General features: G+C 37.9%; 24 protein-coding genes. 10 read left to right on the top strand and 14 right to left on the bottom strand.

Annotated elements, in window-relative coordinates:
* The first annotated feature begins 8 nt into the window (after positions 1-8).
* Positions 9-614 carry a pentapeptide repeat-containing protein gene (locus AB9L17_RS02255; protein ID WP_375199992.1) on the top strand — a complete coding sequence of 202 codons (606 nt, stop codon included), beginning with the start codon at positions 9-11 and terminating at the stop codon, positions 612-614.
* A 76-nt stretch (positions 615-690) separates the two neighbouring features.
* Positions 691-939: a DUF2164 domain-containing protein gene (locus AB9L17_RS02250; RefSeq protein ID WP_375199991.1), complete on the top strand. Its 249-nt coding sequence runs from the start codon at positions 691-693 to the stop codon at positions 937-939.
* A gap of 133 nt (positions 940-1,072) precedes the next feature.
* Here AB9L17_RS02250 and AB9L17_RS02245 read toward each other — a convergent pair whose 3' ends face one another.
* The 11 genes from AB9L17_RS02245 to AB9L17_RS02195 form a co-directional block, all read right to left on the bottom strand.
* Positions 1,073-1,906: a hypothetical protein gene (locus AB9L17_RS02245; protein ID WP_375199990.1), complete on the bottom strand. Its 834-nt coding sequence runs from the start codon at positions 1,904-1,906 to the stop codon at positions 1,073-1,075.
* A gap of 55 nt (positions 1,907-1,961) precedes the next feature.
* Entirely contained in the window at positions 1,962-2,591 is a 630-nt protein-coding gene (locus AB9L17_RS02240) for a hypothetical protein (RefSeq protein ID WP_375199989.1), read from the bottom strand.
* Between the two features lie 4 nt (positions 2,592-2,595).
* Positions 2,596-3,027 carry a hypothetical protein gene (locus tag AB9L17_RS02235; RefSeq protein WP_375199988.1) on the bottom strand — a complete coding sequence of 144 codons (432 nt, stop codon included), beginning with the start codon at positions 3,025-3,027 and terminating at the stop codon, positions 2,596-2,598.
* 407 nt (positions 3,028-3,434) lie between these two features.
* A complete protein-coding gene (locus tag AB9L17_RS02230) occupies positions 3,435-4,043 on the bottom strand; it encodes a BRO-N domain-containing protein (protein ID WP_289416778.1) in 609 nt (202 codons plus the stop codon).
* A 486-nt stretch (positions 4,044-4,529) separates the two neighbouring features.
* Positions 4,530-4,826: a hypothetical protein gene (locus tag AB9L17_RS02225; protein ID WP_375199987.1), complete on the bottom strand. Its 297-nt coding sequence runs from the start codon at positions 4,824-4,826 to the stop codon at positions 4,530-4,532.
* 298 nt (positions 4,827-5,124) lie between these two features.
* Complete coding sequence (locus AB9L17_RS02220) at positions 5,125-5,646, bottom strand: ERCC4 domain-containing protein (protein ID WP_375199986.1); 522 nt, start codon at positions 5,644-5,646, stop codon at positions 5,125-5,127.
* A complete protein-coding gene (locus AB9L17_RS02215) occupies positions 5,647-5,898 on the bottom strand; it encodes a hypothetical protein (protein WP_375199985.1) in 252 nt (83 codons plus the stop codon).
* A 128-nt stretch (positions 5,899-6,026) separates the two neighbouring features.
* Complete coding sequence (locus tag AB9L17_RS02210; protein WP_375199984.1) at positions 6,027-6,968, bottom strand: hypothetical protein; 942 nt, start codon at positions 6,966-6,968, stop codon at positions 6,027-6,029.
* A 38-nt stretch (positions 6,969-7,006) separates the two neighbouring features.
* Positions 7,007-7,324 (bottom strand): hypothetical protein, encoded by a 318-nt coding sequence (locus AB9L17_RS02205; protein ID WP_375199983.1) that lies wholly within the window; start codon positions 7,322-7,324, stop codon positions 7,007-7,009.
* 70 nt (positions 7,325-7,394) lie between these two features.
* The gene (locus AB9L17_RS02200; protein WP_375199982.1) at positions 7,395-7,664 is read right to left on the bottom strand and encodes a hypothetical protein; all 270 of its coding nucleotides are present in this window, start codon (positions 7,662-7,664) and stop codon (positions 7,395-7,397) included.
* Complete coding sequence (locus AB9L17_RS02195; protein ID WP_375199981.1) at positions 7,665-7,871, bottom strand: helix-turn-helix domain-containing protein; 207 nt, start codon at positions 7,869-7,871, stop codon at positions 7,665-7,667.
* A gap of 228 nt (positions 7,872-8,099) precedes the next feature.
* Between AB9L17_RS02195 and AB9L17_RS02190 the strand changes: the two genes are divergently transcribed.
* From AB9L17_RS02190 to AB9L17_RS02180, 3 genes are all read left to right on the top strand, one after another.
* The gene (locus AB9L17_RS02190; protein ID WP_375199980.1) at positions 8,100-8,756 is read left to right on the top strand and encodes a helix-turn-helix domain-containing protein; all 657 of its coding nucleotides are present in this window, start codon (positions 8,100-8,102) and stop codon (positions 8,754-8,756) included.
* A 41-nt stretch (positions 8,757-8,797) separates the two neighbouring features.
* Positions 8,798-10,036 (top strand): tyrosine-type recombinase/integrase, encoded by a 1,239-nt coding sequence (locus AB9L17_RS02185; protein WP_375200747.1) that lies wholly within the window; start codon positions 8,798-8,800, stop codon positions 10,034-10,036.
* A gap of 95 nt (positions 10,037-10,131) precedes the next feature.
* Positions 10,132-11,514: a dipeptidase gene (locus AB9L17_RS02180; RefSeq protein WP_068985144.1), complete on the top strand. Its 1,383-nt coding sequence runs from the start codon at positions 10,132-10,134 to the stop codon at positions 11,512-11,514.
* Positions 11,515-11,560: 46 nt separating this feature from the next.
* Here the strand turns inward: AB9L17_RS02180 and AB9L17_RS02175 are convergent, their stop codons facing one another.
* Entirely contained in the window at positions 11,561-12,133 is a 573-nt protein-coding gene (locus AB9L17_RS02175; RefSeq protein ID WP_068985143.1) for a nitroreductase family protein, read from the bottom strand.
* Positions 12,134-12,221: 88 nt separating this feature from the next.
* Positions 12,222-12,716, bottom strand: coding sequence for an amidase domain-containing protein (locus AB9L17_RS02170; RefSeq protein WP_068985142.1), 495 nt, complete (start codon positions 12,714-12,716; stop codon positions 12,222-12,224).
* A gap of 182 nt (positions 12,717-12,898) precedes the next feature.
* Between AB9L17_RS02170 and AB9L17_RS02165 the strand changes: the two genes are divergently transcribed.
* The 4 genes from AB9L17_RS02165 to AB9L17_RS02150 all read left to right on the top strand — a co-directional run bounded on the left by AB9L17_RS02165 (position 12,899) and on the right by AB9L17_RS02150 (position 14,773).
* On the top strand, positions 12,899-13,921 hold the full coding sequence (locus AB9L17_RS02165) for a DUF2804 domain-containing protein (RefSeq protein ID WP_223554502.1): 1,023 nt from the start codon (positions 12,899-12,901) through the stop codon (positions 13,919-13,921).
* Between the two features lie 159 nt (positions 13,922-14,080).
* Positions 14,081-14,311, top strand: a complete 231-nt coding sequence (locus AB9L17_RS02160) for a hypothetical protein (RefSeq protein ID WP_375199979.1) — start codon at positions 14,081-14,083, stop codon at positions 14,309-14,311.
* A gap of 39 nt (positions 14,312-14,350) precedes the next feature.
* Entirely contained in the window at positions 14,351-14,518 is a 168-nt protein-coding gene (locus AB9L17_RS02155) for a hypothetical protein (protein WP_375199978.1), read from the top strand.
* Positions 14,519-14,533: 15 nt separating this feature from the next.
* Entirely contained in the window at positions 14,534-14,773 is a 240-nt protein-coding gene (locus AB9L17_RS02150; protein WP_375199977.1) for a hypothetical protein, read from the top strand.
* A gap of 75 nt (positions 14,774-14,848) precedes the next feature.
* Here AB9L17_RS02150 and AB9L17_RS02145 read toward each other — a convergent pair whose 3' ends face one another.
* Positions 14,849-15,568: a glycerophosphodiester phosphodiesterase gene (locus AB9L17_RS02145; protein WP_223554507.1), complete on the bottom strand. Its 720-nt coding sequence runs from the start codon at positions 15,566-15,568 to the stop codon at positions 14,849-14,851.
* A gap of 171 nt (positions 15,569-15,739) precedes the next feature.
* Between AB9L17_RS02145 and helD the strand changes: the two genes are divergently transcribed.
* Complete coding sequence (gene helD / locus AB9L17_RS02140) at positions 15,740-17,977, top strand: RNA polymerase recycling motor HelD (protein WP_068985139.1); 2,238 nt, start codon at positions 15,740-15,742, stop codon at positions 17,975-17,977.
* Positions 17,978-18,623 lie beyond the last annotated feature (646 nt).

The following is an 18,623-nucleotide window of genomic DNA, read 5'->3' as shown; positions in this document are numbered from 1 at the left end:
GTTAAAATATGGCTCAATATATAAATAATGAATATGTAGAAACGGATTTCAAAGGAATTAATTTAAATGAAGCAGAGTTAAGAACCTGTACTTTCATTAAGTGCAGTTTCAAAAGTGTAGATGCATCAGAGATCTTAACGCAAAATTGTAACTTTATCGAATGTGATTTTACTGGTGCGTTCTTTAATGCTTCTCTCCATAAAGGGTCAACATTTGCCAACTGTAAATTTTCTAGGGCGAATTTGTTTGTTTCAAAGTTTGAGGAATGTAAAATGACGGGTTCCGATTTTGAAGAGGCCAATTTAGATGGAATAACAATCGAAGGTGGCGATTGGTCCTATACAAACTTTCGTTTCGCGAATTTAGGGAAACAAAAATTAAGAGGAATTCGTTTGGTTGAGGCTGACTTGTATGAATGTAATCTGGAAAAGGCGGATTTGCGTGATGTCGATTTGACAGGTGCACAATTAGGGAAAGTAAAGCTTTCAGGAGCGGATTTACGAGGAGCAGCAGTCAATAGAATAGATTTTAGGACCTTTGATTTAAAAAACGTAAGACTGGATACAACCCAAGCGATAGCTGTTGCACAATCTTATGGCGCAAAAATTAATTAGATTATTTATATATCGTTATACAAAACTTATGTCTGTTACAAAGCAATAGATTTAATATATAGGAGTGAATTGTGAAATGCCAAAATTAAAAAGGTTATCTCGTGAAAATGAAGAGATGGTAAAGGCACGTCTTGAGGACATTTTTTATAAAAAATTCGATCTTGACTTAAGTTCAATTGAAACTGAATCCATACTGGAGTTTATAATGAAAGAAATTGGACCACACATATATAACCAAGCTATAGAAGATGCATGTAAAACAGTGCGTCTTCAGATGGATGTTGTTGAAGAAGAACTTTATGTACTACAAGTTCCAATAAATTAGAAAAGATTATAACAAGCTATACCATTTTTAATATTTAATTGTGATTATACACATTTTCCAAGGAATAACAACATCATCATTCATATAAAAAAGAAGCGGCTAGATCCTTTTTGATCTAAACCGCTTCTTCTACTTATAGCCCCCACTGATCTTTTAATTTTGTTAAGAATTTCATTTTGCTCCCATCATCACCGCATGCATCGGGATGAAACTTCTTGGATGCCATACGATAGATTTCTTTTAACATCGTTTTTTCATTTTCGCTGTAGTTACTATTTAAAGTTGAAGAGTAACTACCACCGCCTTTTCCAAAGTGTTCCTCGAATCGTTTCCACTGTTCTTGCTCGCTACGTCTTTTATATTCTTCTTGCGCCTTTTGCGCTTCTTCTGCCGTACCTTTAGCTGCTATCAACCGTTCTAGGTATTCCTTATTTCTAACTATGCCGTACACATCATAAATACGGTTGTAGGTGTCTTTACCATATAGTTTTTCAAATTCTCTCTTGGTATTTCTATGCGTTGTTAAAATAGCCTGGTGTTCTTTATGGGTTTTATATTCCTCTGTTTGCTCATACTCGGCTTTTATTGCATCTTCCAACGGATTTAACTTATCATAAACCATTCTATAAAACTGACCTCTTTTAATGCCCATTTCCGCTATCTTTGCATCAAGTACAGACTTTACAACCTTATCATCAAAGCAATATTCAACAATATCATAATAACCCATTGTACAGATTGCCCATTGTTTCTTTTTAACCTTACCATTTTCTCTATAAGAATGATGAATACTAATCTTATAAGCATCCAGTATAGGACGTTCAAAGCGATCCTCACTGTAATGGTAAGTATATTCCGTTATTTCTTCCCCATCGACTGTATAAACATCTGTTTCAACTAGCAATTCCTTTGCGGCTCCGTATTCATCAGGCTTTTTCTTTTGTATTTTCTGAATGACACAAAACATGTACGCTGCTCCTTTCTATGTAGTTACTCAGAGAACATATATAGTACCTACAATACTAATAACACACGGCTGCCTTCCAGAAGCGGTCTTTTATCGTAAACTTATCAGCAAAGTTTTGTAACGCTCTTTCAGATAAATCGACTCGGCCATACCGTTTTTCTTTTTCTCGCCGCTTCTTAATCTCCTCGTCAAATGAACCATCACGATCCCAGTAATCCAAAAGTAGCTCATCGTCTTCCATTGCATCTATCAGCGCATCCCATTCATTCAGCGACATTTCACGAGCATCTTCTTTTATTTGCTCACGCTCTATAACGTAATACAAGCACTCTCTTAACGCGTTTAATACATCGGGGTATATATCAACAGGATTTGCATTCCAAGCCTCATACTGCGCTCGCTCGTCATCATAGAGAAGGGAAACTGCTTCTTCCAATACTTCAACACGCTTTTTTACTTTATCCATGCGCTGATTTCGTTTTTCATAAAGCTCTACCAGGTAACTAGCATAATCTTCAACGTGACAAGCCAATTTGTAGATACGGCCACTACCATAATCGAAACCTGTTATCGTCGGAGCAATACCTTCATAAGCTTCTTGTCGCTCCGCTTGATATATTCGTTCGATTTCTTCTATTTCTCGCTGTGCATGTAAGTACGCCCAAAATTGGCTATCTGTCATCATGCTATCACCCTTTCATTCGTTGTTCTCTTGCTTTTAAACGATTGGCCATACTTTGCTCCCTTTCAACTTTTAATCCAACTGAATTAGCTTTCTGTGTGCAAAGGATCTTATACAATTTTTTATAAGCTACTCCCTCTAAGGCTTGAAGATTATGAATAGCCCTTTTAGATTCAACATGAGCGTAATCATAGAGAATCTTAGCTGTGAGTTCCACCGGCACATTCTCAACTCTATGAGCTAAAATAAGCTCGTCCTTAAACTTCAATTCACCCCAGCAACTTGCGAGTAAATCTTGAGCCTTTTCAATTACATCAATAGCGGCGGATATTTTATAACGCTTTACCTCACCTTCTGGCATGGCTTCCGCTTCTTTTAATGATTCGTACGCAGCTGGTATTTGCTTTTTAAAAAGGCGTTTTAGTTCATCTAAAGTCAATGTCTCTCACCATCCCTTATATGAAATGCACTCACATTTGCAAACACTTTAAGAAGCAGGTTACCGGAAAAGCCAACATTTTCATGGATCCAGCCTATAATCCCTAGTGTAACTATGCATAACAGGGCAACCCTATTCATCTGAATATCCATCAAATCAGCCATACGGTAGTTATACAATTTTCTAAACAAGTAACTACATCCCCTATATAAATGGTGTTAGTATTTTTTAGTAGTAAACTCATTCAGAAGCTTTTTTAACATTTCTTAGTGCCCTTAAGACGAAATACATTAGTATTTCTAAGCATCTTTAATACAGAAAACTGTTAGCAAATGTTAGCATGGTTGCATTCATGTATTTGTCCATTTTAGAATTTTCAAACACATATTAATAAACTTTACTACCTGTTAATGCACATACTTTTCATACACTTTCTTACTGACTGACAAATCAAGTCGGAATTTCTCTTTTGCGATCATTAAATCAACTGTATCGGCTAAGATTGGCTCTCGTTCAATTAACATCTCAGGTGTCATCTGATTTTTCTTTAGAGATTTCACGTGTCCATGACGACTAGAAACTGCTTTGTTAGCAATTGTGTTTGCTTTTATAAAGCTCACAGTTGTTGGTTCTAGCAATGATTGTTGCAACTTAGCCATCGTTTCCTTTTGATGCACTTTGTCTAGCATCCTAAATATTTGAAAACCTTCTAACCCTGACGACTGGCGAAGTGTTTTAACTACTTCAAATAGCCAATCTTCAAATGCCTCTGCTTCAGGTCTTTGCGAACGAGTTATTGCTTTGTAAATCCCTTGTTCAGATATTGCTGTAAACTTCTGATTCATACCAGTCAATTTGACATGTGTAAGAAATTTACTTTTTAAGTGTCTTGTCATAGCAGCTGTACTACTGTAACAAAGGGCATCGGCTATATCTTTAGCAATTCCCCACCACTCACCTTCAATTTCCACAAAACGAATTTCATAATCGAGCCATTTCTCTGTTTTGATGTCCACTATGTTTTCCTCCTCTCATTTTTCAAACATTGCAACCATCGCACGAAAAGGTTGCATCCTTTTTCGTTTGGTACGCACACTTTTTTGTTTAATTCTTGGGTTTTCTTGGGGTATTGTTTGTTTCGGAAAAGTATTTGAGTTGCGTTTCGGGACGTTCCAATCAAATGAACGGAACGCTCCATAACGACTGTTCGTTCCCTAGTTAAATCAATGTAGTACTAAAGCAAAACGATTGGAGTACTGCAATGGAGTACTCCGTAAAATATTAGGTCTTGCAAGGCTCAAACATCACAAATACCTTACGTTTTCTTACTGTCCTGTTCCGTTTGGGAAGTGAATTGAGTTCCGTTTTGGAAACGTTGCAACCTTAACATTTCTCAACATGTCCAGTGCATCGAAAAACGTAATTTATCTGAGCTTTTGTAGCCTTTCAAAAGGAACGCTATTTAGTAACGTTACCAATCAGTAAGTCATCATTTGTAGCTTTCAAAACCAATCATCGAATCGTTGCATTTCTTCCAATTCCTTATAATTCCGATGTGCTAGCGGTTTAGCCAATTTCAAATATTGTTCCTGGTATTCAGTATCTGGAAAATACTCAATCAATTCAGCGCATCTACATACAGCTACACCGCCTATCCAGTTTTCTTTCGCTGCTATTCTCCTAACAGTTTGATAAGGTACCTCAAAGAGCTGGGAAACATCCTTTAACGATGTACGGCTATTTTTCTGAGATCGTGCATAATATTCTCGCATCCAATCCCAATCATATTTCTTATTCAAAATGCCATCACCCCTAAAACATGTTTTACAGCCCTTTTTAGAACATTCGTTTCACGTTTGTACTTTTTCTCACAAAATAGATTTAAAACGCCCCTGTCGCTTCTTGTGCGTTCTAAGCTATATCTCCACCGAATGTCTCAGTACATCTTCTGCAAATTGGTAACTAGAAAAATTGTGCTTTATATAAAAGACGTTAACAAAGGTTAACAACTTCTCTTTTTAAGGTGTCTGATTTGTCCGATTACTATCTCTGTAGGGAGAGTCAAATTTGACACACGTCGTTTCAGGACTAACATCTCTATCCTTTCAACGCGGCTCGAACATGATAATAAAGATGGTTGTATATCCAGTTACCACTTATTTGCCTATCATTCAAAAAGGTTGTAGAGAAATTGTAACGTGCCTCAAACGTTTTGATTCGTGCAAGTAATGCTTTGGCATTGTATTGGCTTCTGTAGTTACCATGTACCAAGTCTGAGTAACTACCTTCTATTAATAAAGTAAAATGTGATTTCTGCGATCTGATCAATTCGTGTTCAAACCGATCCTCTTTGATACTACTAGCTAACTCGTCAATGCTATTCTTACGTTCCACAGTGAGCGGAAAATAGGTATCTCTGTATATACCTAACTCAAAATTCTGTGGAATCATAGCCCCGTAATCACCAGTATCTAGCTTTATAGCTGTATATGGGATATTATTGACTTGAAAAAAGTTTATTATATGCTGATTCACTTGCTCCCTCGTATCAATGAGTATCACCATTGACGTGAGGAGCTTTTTTAGTTCCGTGTCTGTATATTTGAATTGAGTGATCATTTATAGATCACCTTCATTCCCTTGATATTCACTAAATTCATGGCCCATACTAAAACCTTGTAAAAAAGCCCCCTGTTCTGCTTCCTTTACATGTTTAATCATTAACTCTACTAATTTATCGTTATCAACGTTGTTCAAAGGTAAAGCCTTTAAGAATGTGCTTAATTCTTTCGCTGACTGTATAAAAGCCTCTGTACGTTCAATTTCAATAAATAAGTTATCTAAATCAGGAAAATTTATTACGTCCCCCATACTCCTACCACCCTTTCTAATATCGTTTAAATAGCCCTCGAAGCAGTTTTAACTTTCACCCTTATATACTTATCAAATTTAATGCTAAAACACCTCTACAAGTTTGCTATACGTTTTTTCAACCTACTTTACCCACTCATTGCTGTAGAACCTTGCTTTTTCCTCTCATTCAACATGTTCAATATATGGCTACTAAGCTTATTAGGAATTTCCTCAAGCTGTGCTGTCTCTTGTAAAACTGTCATGATTGAATCGTAATCAGAATATACAAGCCATCCAGGGATTTCTTTATAGACTTGCTCGTCAACATTATCGAATGTGAATTGTATTGCTTTTTCAATACTTACAATTTGCTCATTTCGAGAAAGAGACTGACCGACGACTGTTTTTTCTTTTTTCTTTTCTTCTCTTTCTCTATCTACGCTATTAGATATACTAGAGGCGTGAAAAGATTGTCTGTCTGTCTTTTCTTCTTGTTTTATTATGAAAGTATTATTTGATTGATTTAATGAATTATTTAGTGTGTTATTTAATGGTATTGTTTGGGGCAATTTGCTATCATCCGTCTGTGCATTTTGCCCTGACTGTTTGTGCAACTTATTATCATGGCTTGTTGCAAATTGCTCTGTACCTCTATGCATTTTGCTATTATTGTCTGTGCAATCTGCATCATCCGTCTGTGCATTTTGCCCTGACTGTAATTCCATATTCAATAGGTTGATTTTTTCGTAATTAATTGTGTACCATTTTGTTTTATCGAATCCTAAACGGTTATACTTTCCAGTACTAATAACCAATTCAGCTTTTTCTAGTTTTTTAATAGTTCGCTTTACTGTATCTACTGACCAAAACGGTAGTTCAGCTTGCCATTCATCATACGTCTTATAAACCCATATAAATCCATCACGTTTATTTTTAGAAACTTGCAGCCAGTTATGGATATGATTAAGAAATAGGGTTTCGTTTACACCAATTTCTTTAGCCAACAAAGGCTGAAACCCTAAATATTGCATCCCATCTATCAAAGGAGCCCATGTTTTTTCAACTGTTGTTGAATTATCTGTTTCCAACATCACACCCCCTACCTATTCATTAGTTGCTACACTTACTAAAAAATCGTTTCTGCTGCGCCTCTCATTGCTTCGATGATTTTTCTATGAGTGGCTATATATTGCTCCTTGTCGTGTAAGTAAGCTGCAAGTTCAGCCTTGTTTTGTGCTAACCAATAACCCGAATGACCACCATTCTTTATGCTCACAACAGGTAAGCCCTTTGTTCTCAAATTGTAAATAAGCTGGTGAAAATAGCGGCGATCTTTAATCAATAATCGCTCCATAATTTGTAAACCTGTTAAACTCTCTGAATCTCTTAATCCCTCTAAAATACGATAGACACGTAATTCGTCGTTTGTTAGATTTTCATACATTCCCTTTGACCTCCATTCTTCTTTAACTATTCCTGTACACACGTCCGCCAAGACTTTTTTATTTGTTTTGTCACCAAGAATTCGTGATTTCACTTATTACTTCAAAAGCTTGTCTATACGGCCACCAGCGCTTGCGGTTCTTCTTAATCTCAATAGCTCGCATACGCACATCACAAGTAATTACATCCTCTAACCACCGCTTCGACATACAAGTTAGCTCAGCCATTTTGTCCAAATCTATCAGCCACAGAGTCCCTCTAATTTCCTCATCAAGTCGCTTTTCGATGTACTGACGAACTGCCGTTTTATCGATGTTCACTTCAATTTGTGCTGGTAACAATTAAACAACCTCCTTTGGAATTACAATTAAATCATTTGGAGTACATTTAAAATAATTACAAAGTAAAGTAATTGTTTTTATATCCATACGAGTAGTTTTTTCATGATAAATGCTAGCAATTGTATTTCGTGATATTCCTGTTGCCCCTGAAAGTTGTGTAATATTTATGTGTTTCTGAGCCATTAACAAACGCAAATTATTTTTCATCCATACCCCTCCTTTGATCTCTCGAAAATAAAATGACAACTAAACTAAACATTTTAACAACACACGAAACAACATGTAATCAAAATGATAACTTTACTTGTCATTATGCTTTTAACGAATTCTACCATACGAATTATAAATATACAAGTTTGATTGTCGAATAGATAAGTTAACTTGTCATTTTGCTTAATCATTGATATATTTTCATTAAGAAAGGTGGTTATATAAATGATAAGAAACCGTTTAGCTGCTTTAATGGGGGAAAGGGGATTAAAAATAACGCGGGTAGCGAAAGATACTGGAATATCAAGAAACACAATTACTTCGATCGCTCAAAATGATAGTGAAATGATACGCATGGAAACTATAAATACCTTATGTAAATACCTCGGTGTTACTCCTTGTGAATTTTATGAATACGAACCTATTGATATAGATTTTTCTGTTTTTCTAAATAGCTTTAATTACTATTTAGAAACTGAATTTATCTACTCTTATATTAGTGTCAGTAGTATAGATATTGAGGTAATTTTAGATGTAGATAAATCGCCTCAAAAACAAAGTATCGATTTAAAATGTTCGCTGGTTATGTCTAAAAAATTTGCATTAGAAGAACCTGATACACCTATTCAAATTAAAATCGAATTCGAAAACGATACAGAGAAAAATAGTTTTATTTACGAGACTTATAACAGAATAAATAGTTCATTCCGCCAAGACATTTATAAAAAATTTACTGATGTCTTAGAAAGTGAACTGAAAGAAAAAGTATTGCAAGAATTGGGCAACACTGCATTCGACATTAATCAAAAACAATTTCTTGAAAAAGGTATAAAAAACAATTTTAGTATTGAATTACTTTCTGATGTGTTTAAAAAGTTTTAATATTATTTGTAAAAACAATCAATAAAATCACTCACCTATTCCTGTACACACGCTCGCCAAGCATGAAAGGAATGGACAAGGTGAAGTTATATAAATCAGCAAAAGAACCTGAAATATATCACTATTTTAATGCGAATAAAGAAAAGTTATGGATGTTTCGGCATAAGTATTATGATGCTGTTGGGAAGCGAAGAGAAAAGAAGAAAAGTGGATTTAAAACAGAAAAGGCAGCGTTGAAAGCCCTGTTGGAAGTGAAGGCTGCAACGCTGCGTGGTGAAAAAAGGTATGTAGAAAATGACCAAATGACTGTTGGTGAATGGCTAGACACTTGGTATGAAACGAATAAAGGTAAATGGAAAAAAGGGACACAGGTTCAACGAGAAATCATTGTACGTGTTCATTTAAAGCCTCTACTCGGCCATTACAAACTACAAAAATTAGACAAGCAAACATATCAAAGAATGTTTATCAATGCACTTGTTGGTGAATACCAGGCTAGTACAATACGGGCATGGCATACCATTTTTAAAATTGCTGTTAATGCTGCAGTTGAAGAAGAAATACTCAATCGTAACCGCTTCACGAAAGTAACAATTCCGACAGAGAGCCAAAAGAAAAAGGAAGCTGCTAACTTCCTTACTCCTACTGAGTTGGTCACTTTTTTAGAGAATGCTAAACAGCATGAAAATATTACCCACTACACTTTTTTCCTAACGATCGCTTATACAGGTATCCGCCGCGGCGAAGCATTAGGATTGCAGTGGAAGAATATCGACTTTCAAAACAACACTATTACTATTGAACGTACTAGGGATGTTATTGGCATCCACACACCCAAAACAACCAATAGCTATAGAACTATTTTAGTGGATGAAGCGATTATGAAGCAACTCGAAACTTATTTAAAGTGGTGTAAAATAGCGTTATTTAAAAATGGCCGTAAATTACAAGAGGACTTATCAAAAGATGATTCATTTGTCTTCATATTTGAACATGCTGCGGATCCGATTGCTCCGACAAGTCCTATTTATGCATTCAAAAAAATTTTAGATCGGACTGGATTGCCAAAAACAACGATACATGGTTTAAGGCATACACATTGCACCATCTTGTTAAATCGCGGGCTCAATGTGAAAGTTATTGCTGAGAGATTAGGCAATACACCTAAAATGATTATGGATGTATACGGTCATGTTCTAAAGGAATTAGAAGCAGAATCTGTTTCGTTATTTAGCCAAACTTTACAGGCTAGTGGGGCTAAAACTGGGGCTAATCAATAACGAATGTGACTGAAATCACTGCTATTAAAGGATTCCCCAACCACATTATGCTATACTATTTCTATTATCGAAATATTTGAAACGAGGGATGCTAGATGACAAATTTACAGCAATTAGATGCGTATTTCACAGAACATCGCGAGACACACTTAAATGAATTAAACGAATTTTTACGTATTCCAAGTATTAGTTCTTTATCTGAGCATAAAGGAGATATACAAAACGCTGCCGAGTGGCTTGCCAATGCCTTTAAGAAACTCAATCTAGAAAACATCTCCATTACTCAAACTGCAGGTCACCCTGTTGTTTATGCGGATTGGTTACATGCAGAGGACAAACCAACTATTCTGTTTTACGGTCATTATGATGTACAGCCTGTTGATCCATTAAATTTATGGGATAGCGAGCCATTTAACCCTACAATTCGTGATAACAAATTGTTTGCTCGTGGTGCTAGTGATGATAAAGGACAAGTGTTTATGCACTTAAAAATGATTGAAGCATTATTTGCGACAACTGGCACATTACCAGTGAACGTGAAATTCATCTATGAAGGTGAAGAAGAGATTGGCAGTCCAAACCTTCCTGCCTATGTTGAAGAACATAAACAGAAATTAGCTGCAGACTTAATTTTGATTTCTGATACAGGTCTATACGGTCCTGGTAAGCCTGCTGTATGCTATGGGTTACGAGGCTTAACAGGGATTCAAATTGATGTTCGCGGTGCAAAAGGTGATCTTCACTCAGGTCTTTACGGTGGCGGTGTACAAAACGCTATTCATGCATTGGCTGACATTTTAGCATCTTTCCGTGATGAGCATGGCACAATTCAAGTGGAAGGCTTCTACGACAAAGTTTTACCGTTAACTGAAGAAGAACGTGAAGCTTACCGTGCGCTTGGCTTCGATGAAGAATCAGTGAAAGAAGAAGTTGGCGTGAAGGAATTATTCGGTGAAGCTGGCTATTCCTATTTAGAACGTACTTGGGCACGCCCAACATTAGAGATCAATGGTGTGTTTGGTGGCTTCTCTGGCGAAGGCATTAAAACAGTGCTTCCTGCTGAGGCTGGCGCAAAAATTACTTGCCGTCTTGTGCCAAATCAAGAACCCGATGAAATTGTAGCACTTTTAAAAGCACATATTGAAAAACATAAACCAACTGGCGTTGAAGTGACAATCTCTGAATTCGATAAAGGTCGTCCATTCTTAACACCATTTGATCATCCACTTATCCAAGCAGCTGGTCGCTCGTACGAAAAAGTATATAATGTGCCAACTGCTTACACACGTGGAGGAGGATCAATCCCTATCGTGGCTGCTTTTGATGAAATTTTAGAATTACCAGTAGTGCTAATGGGCTTCGGTTTATCTAGTGAAAACTTCCATGCCCCAAATGAACACTTCCATTTAGAAAACTTCGATAAAGGATTACGCGTTTTAAGCGATTATTTATTCGAGGTAGCTGAATTACAAAAATAAAATCAACAAATCCCCTCGCATTTTTTTACGAGGGGATTTTACTATGTTATTCTCCAAAAATCGTAACGATATCTGCTGATTTTTTACGTTCTTTCCCTTTTGGTATTTCATCAAAATAGCCAACTTGTAGCATTGCGATAATACGCTCACCTGGCTGGACTTTTAAAGCTTCACGGAATTTTGGGTTATCTAGGAAAGCAGGAGTTTTCCAGCATGAACCGATCCCTCTATCCCATGCAAGCAATTGAATGTTTTGAATAAAAATACTTGCCGCCGCGTAATCTTCTAAACGCTCTTTTTGTCGTACATCCTCAGGAACAATCACAAAAGCATAACCACCCGGTAATGTGAATGTCATCATTTGCTTCGCTAAATCTTCACTTGAAAGCTCCTGCCATTTCGGTATAGCTAAATCACGCAATACATGATGAAGGGCAGATAACTCCTTTCCACATGCAACGACTAAACGCCAAGGCTCTCGATTACCATGATTCGGTGCCCATACCGCATCTTCAATAATTGCCAGTAAATCTTCACGATTTACTGGCTGCCCATTAAACTTTTTAATAGAACGACGCTCAATAATCGCATCCCTAACAGACAAAAATTGTTCGCTCATATACTCGTATCTCCTTCTATAACATTACAGCTATATTTTCTATCTTTTACATTATCACAAAATGATGAGCTTTAATACTGCTACCTTCCTAAGCAAAACTATCATCTATATGAATATAATAATAAGTCATGCTTGGCGTATAGGCCGTTGAATCTTCATAAAAATATGGCCGATTAATACTATCTGAAGTATGTGCGTTAACGTATGGAATACCATTTTGAATACTCGTCACAATTACAGAATGGTCAATCCTTCCATCACCTTGGAAATCATAAAAAATGACATCTCCAAGATCTAATTCCTCAGCAGATTGCACACGCCTTCCCTTCAAGCCATTTTTAGAGCCCTCCAAATACCATCTAAGGGAATGTGCAACAGACCAGCTAAAGCTCCAATTGCTATGTTGAACCCACCAACCTCTCTCTCTATTTGGAGCACCTCGCATTGGTGCTCCTCCAGCAAGTAAGCATTGAGAAATATAGTTCGTACAATCGACAGTAAAATTCGGAAATGCTGGATTACGCCTGTTCCACCACAAATTCGCATATTGTACAGCGGCCTGTCTGTTATACATTTTTGCCACACTTCCCCTCCTTATATTCATCATATGTACAAAGAGGTGTTTCTATTAGCTAGGTCCATATTCGAAAACCTATATAAAGTGGTCTTTATCGGTGGTATCTTTTCAATTTTAAGGTAGTTTTTGCTACAATAAGGTTAAAAGAAATATACATTTTTATTTTATGACTGGAAGGGATGTTGAAAGTGAAGCAGCATGCTGAGAAAGAAATTATACAGCCTACTCTTTTATGCGATAAAAAAGGTAATTTAAATCCAGCTGCCATCGGATTTGCACGTAAACCCCTCATAAACAGCAATTTAAGTGGCCATATTCTGCGCAAAAAGAAATGGAATTATTGGTGTGTCTACGGTGACGAGATCATATTCTCTGCTACTATTAGTCATCTAGACTACGCGGCGGTCTGCTTCGTTTATTTCCTTGAATATGAAACACAGCGCTATTTTGAAAAAACGATTACAATTCCATTAGGCGGAAATTTAAAAATGCCTACACAGGTGCTAGATTCCGTATCATACAAAAATAGTGACATGATGATTGAGATGACTTATATACAAAATGAAACACATCTATCCGTTTCAATTCCGGACTTCGATGGAGATGTTTTACGTGCGAAGCTTGTCATTCAGCATCCACCAACAGATGAGTCATTGAATGTAGTCATTCCTTGGAACCGTAAAACATTTCAATTTACAGGTAAGCATCATATACTTCCTACTTCTGGAGTTGTAACAATTGGCACTCGTCGCTTTACATTTTCACCTGAAGAAAACTTCTCTGTACTAGAATATAGTCGTGGTGTTTGGCCGCGTGAGTCAACATGGAATTGGGGTATGGCCTCACAGCGAGTTCGAGGTAGACGAATTGGGCTCAATTTAGGCGGTAAGTGGACTGACGGGACTGGAATGACCGAAAATGCTGTTTTCGTTGAAGGTCAAATGACAAAAATACATGAAGATGTACTGTTCAATTATAATCAAGAGGATTTAATGCAACGGTGGAAAATTAAGACGAAATTCTCTAACCAAGTTTCATTAACATTCTCCCCGTTTTTCGAGCGCATATCCGTCACAAAGGCCGGACTTGTAAAATCTGAAGTACATCAAATGTTTGGCTATTACGACGGCTCCGTATTACTAGACAACGGTGAAACACTTGTAATCAAGCAAATGCTAGGCAGTATAGAAGAAAATCGTGTGAAATGGTAAGAACAAAATAAATTAATTGCTATATCCTTCTCATACTAGGGTTTAACGCACTGACATTCGCACATCCTCAGCGCGTTAAATCCGAAAAAGCCCATGACTCGCGTCTATTCGTCGCTTTAGCGGTTCTTTCCCCTCGCTCTGTCGGGGCTATCCACGATTTTGACGGTTCTATCCACGTTTTTGACGGTTCTATCCGTCGTTCTGGCCTTTCTTTCCGTCGCTTCGGCGATTCTATCCGTCGCTTTGACTTCTATCGGTCACCTTGGCCTTTCTTTCCGTCGATCTCGCCTTTCTTTCCGTCACTTCGGCTCTTCTATCCGTCGCTCTGACTTCTATCCGTCACCTTGGCCTTTCTTTCCGTCGCTCTCGCCTTTCTTTCCGTCGCTTTGACCTTTCTTTCCGTCACTTAAGGCGATTCTATCCGTCGCTTTGACCTTTCTTTCCGTCGCTTCGGCGATTCTATCCGTCGCTTTGACTTCTATCGGTCACCTTGGCCTTTCTTTCCGTCACTTCGGCTCTTCTATCCGTCGCTCTGACTTCTATCCGTCACCTTGGCCTTTCTTTCCGTCGCTCTCGCCTTTCTTTCCGTCGCTTTGACTTCTATCCATCACCTTGGCCTTTCTTTCCGTCGCTCTCGCCTTTCTTTCCGTCGCTTCGGCTCTTCTATCCGTCGCTTTGACTTCTATCCGTCACCTTGGCCTTTCTTTCCGTCGCTCTCGCCTTTCTTTCCGTCGCTCTCGCCTTTCTTTCCGTCACTCTGGCCACTCTATCCGTCGCTTTGGCCACTCTATCCGTCGCTCTCGCCTTCCTACCCATCACTTTGGTGATTCTATCCGTCGCCCCTACTTCTAGCCGTCACCTTAGCTCTTTCATCCGCCACTTTGACCGTTCCATCACTGCGTCTATCCCCCCGGCCATTCCATCCAATCAATCTGCTAATGCAGATACTATCTTCTCCGGGTCATCTGTAAATATTGCCTGTACACCAAGCTGCTGCAGTTGCTTTGCATACTCAACATCATTTACTGTATACACACGTACAACGGCTCCTTCATTAAGAGCTTCTTTAATTGATTTCCGAAACGCTGTTGCTAAGCTGACATGTATAGCATTTGCCGGAATTTGAGCTGTGTAGCCATAAAAATCAACTAAAATTTCTGCAAATAGCGCCGCTTTTTCGATATACGGTGCCCTTTGTGAGACGATCTGAATGGATTCATGATTGAAGGAGGAAAGAATCACTCTCTCTGTCATTTGGTATGCAGCAACTTCCTTAATGACAAGAGCTTCTATACCGTTATACGGAAATATATCTGTTTTAAGTTCAATATTAATACGATGATTTGTACCTGCAAACAGCTCTAATATATCACCTAGCGTTGGAATGCTTTCACCCTCAAATTCAGGAGAAAACCATGAACCAAAATCAAATGCGCGAAGTTCTTGTAGCGTATAATCCTTTACGTAGCCAGAACCGTTAGATGTGCGATCAATCGTTTCATCATGAATCACGACCAACTCCCTATCCGCTGTTAAATGAACATCTAATTCAATCCCAACAATCGGAAGCTTGGATGCAGCTACAAACGCAGCGATAGTATTTTCAGGGTAATGTGCAGAAACGCCTCTATGGGCAAAAATATCCAATTCTAATAACCTCCTATTTCGCCCACCTCTCATCAGATTAGCGGGCGGGCCTTGAATTTCGGTTTTCCTTCTTCCTAAATAATCCTATTACAATTTCACTTGATGGTAAATATTTTATATAGTAGTATGAGAATCTACTTGAAATTGTAAGTACTTAGGAGGTGCTAAAATATGACTGTACAACATCCAGATTTTCAGGCTGAAGTGGAACGGCTAGTTTACACCAAAAATTACATGCAGCAAATTTTAAATGAATCGCAAAAAGATTTGCGATCTGCTCAGGAAAATATCCGTAAGTCGATGGCAGATCTTGATTATTTAGATTCAAGTTTGAGCTATTTAAATATCTTAGCAAATGCTCGTTTCTTTGAAATGGCTCGAAACCAAAAGGAAGGCTTAGAGGCTGTTCAAAAAAAGCCATACTTTGCCCGAATTCATTTTCAAAAAACTGGAGATCCTGAAGAATTTCTTTATATCGGTAAAACCTCTTTGTTTCATCGAGAAACCCATGAGCCTATTATAGTCGATTGGCGTTCACCGGTAGCAAACGTCTATTATGATGGTCGCCTTGGGGATATGGAATATGATGTGCGTGGAGAGATCCATAAGGGACACCTATTTGCAAAGCGTCAATATAAAATAGAAGATGGTAAATTGCTTGATATACAGGATATTGATTTAACAACAAACGATGAATTACTGCAAGAAGCGTTAGCTGGAAAAGCAGATGTGCGTTTAACAGAAATCGTCTCCACCATCCAAAAAGAGCAAAATGAAATTATTCGAGCTCATCTTCGTCAGCCTATCATCGTACAAGGGGCTGCTGGTAGTGGAAAAACAACAATTGCCTTACACCGAATATCTTACTTCCTCTACACAATGGGCGAACACTTTAACCCTGAGCAGCTCATGATTTTAGCACCAAATAAGTTATTTATCGATTATATTGGTGACGTTTTACCAGAGCTTGGTGTCGATAAAATTTGTCAAACAACCTTTACCGATTATGTTCTAGCTGCAACTAAACTAAAACTGAAACTTCAAAACCCTAATGAACAATTAGAATCTCTTGTTGCAGGAGAAGCCCAACAGACCATCTCTTGGATATCCGAAATAAAGGGCTCTCTTTATTATCGGGATGTAATCGAACGATATGTTCAAAAAATAGAGCAGGAAATTGCCAACCAATTCGAGGATGTTTCCATTGAAAAATATTGCATTATGCGCGCCTCCCATTTAAAGAAGCTATTTTTATATGAATTTTCTTATATGCCGATTGAAAAACGACTAGCTCATATTAAAAAGGTGCTAGCAAGCCATGTTCGTCAAAAGAAACAGGCTATTTTAAATATGCTCCATAAAAAATATGACGAAGCACTTGGTAAAGCACTGAATGGTATTCGTGATGATGACAAACGTCGTCGCGTTGTCACTAAGTTTATCGATGAACGTGATGAACGTATTCCTGCTATTGAGAAAGAGGCAAAATCAACAGTATCTGTTTATATGCGTCGCTTTGCTAAACATAACATTAAAACTCTCTATCGTACCCTTCTAACAAATGCTGAGCTTTTAGCAGAGCTTGCACCAGAATGGCATTATCTTGAGCAACAGCAATTTTTACAAATGCATGCTAAAGAACAATGGGTGCTTGAAGATTTAGCTGCACTTTATTATTTACAAGCTCGTATAAAAGGAATTCCAGATGAATGGAAAATGCGAGTTGTCTTTATCGATGAAGTACAGGACTATAGTTTATTTCAGCTTGCCGCTTTAAAAACAGGGCTTGAAACGGATATGTTTACTATGGTTGGTGATTTAGCACAAGGCATTCACAGTTATCGATCTCTTACTGCCTGGGAACCCGTTCAAAATCTATTTCCCCGAGCAAGCTTCAGAACACTTCAAAAAAGCTATCGAACAACAATTGAAATTATGGAGGTAGCGAACAAGATTTTAGCACAAATGGACGAACAGCTTCCCTTGGTTGAGCCCGTGGTTCGTCATGGCCATGTACCTACCTATATACAGGCACAATCATTTGATGCCCAGCAAATTAAGCAAATTTTTGAGAACATTCGAGCCAATGGACATCATTCCATTGCTTTAATTTGCAAAACTACTGCAGAGGCAAGATCCATGCAGCAAGCATTAAAAAACAATAAGATTGCCGCTCAGCTCCTAACTGAAACTGAGTCCATCAATCAGGAATTATTGCTCGTTGTTCCAAGTCATTTAGCTAAAGGCCTTGAGTTTGATGCAGTCATCGTAGCTGCCTTCGATATCCCTTTCTATGATACGAAGATTGATCGAAAGCTACTTTACGTGGCACTCACTCGAGCAATGCATGAGCTTTATTTAATTGGCCCATCAAAAAATACTTTTCTATTAGAAAATGAACAGATATAATAATCAGTTTCGCCTCGGCGTAATTGTAGCTGACGCTTTGCTTTCGCTACAGAAAACAATGGTAGCTGACGCTTCGCTTTCGCGCAGATTAACAATGCGTCCGGATTTTGAATTGCGGGACGTGGCGTTCTTAGACTGAGTTCCCCTATTTCAGCAGGTGTTACTGAAAAGAAACCACACACGCATACATCTCAACACTTTCTGAGGCGGGAGTCTTCTGCTGAATGAAAATAAAAAAGTCGCTATCACGGCGACTTTTTTATTTTATTGAATGCTCATTTATCAATTCCGAGGTGGTAGACGGTAAAACTTCCCTCTGAATAAATACGCTTTAACAACCTTCCACCATGAACGAGGTGCTTCCTTTCGAGGAGACTTTTTTTTAGGCAATGCCGGCATTCGCATGATAACGACTCCTTTCATAGGCTTCGCAATACTATATGAAGATAGTGACAAACTTATGTTCAATATTAACTTCTTTCAGCAATGTTTTCTGTACCGAAAGCGTAGCGACAGGTACTAATGTTTTCTGTACCGAAAGCGTAGCGACAGGTACTGATGGTTTTTGTTTTTGTGGCCGGATTTTGAATTGTGCTTGAAAAGTCTCTATTCAACTGACATTTTTTACTCGCTCTCAAATGTTCAC

Origin of the sequence: Lysinibacillus sp. RS11 (assembly GCF_042019215.1) — a bacterium.
In the GTDB taxonomy this organism is placed as follows: domain Bacteria; phylum Bacillota; class Bacilli; order Bacillales_A; family Planococcaceae; genus Lysinibacillus; species Lysinibacillus xylanilyticus_A.
Note: the sequence above shows the minus strand (reverse complement) of the source record. Positions and strands in the feature narration are given on the sequence as shown.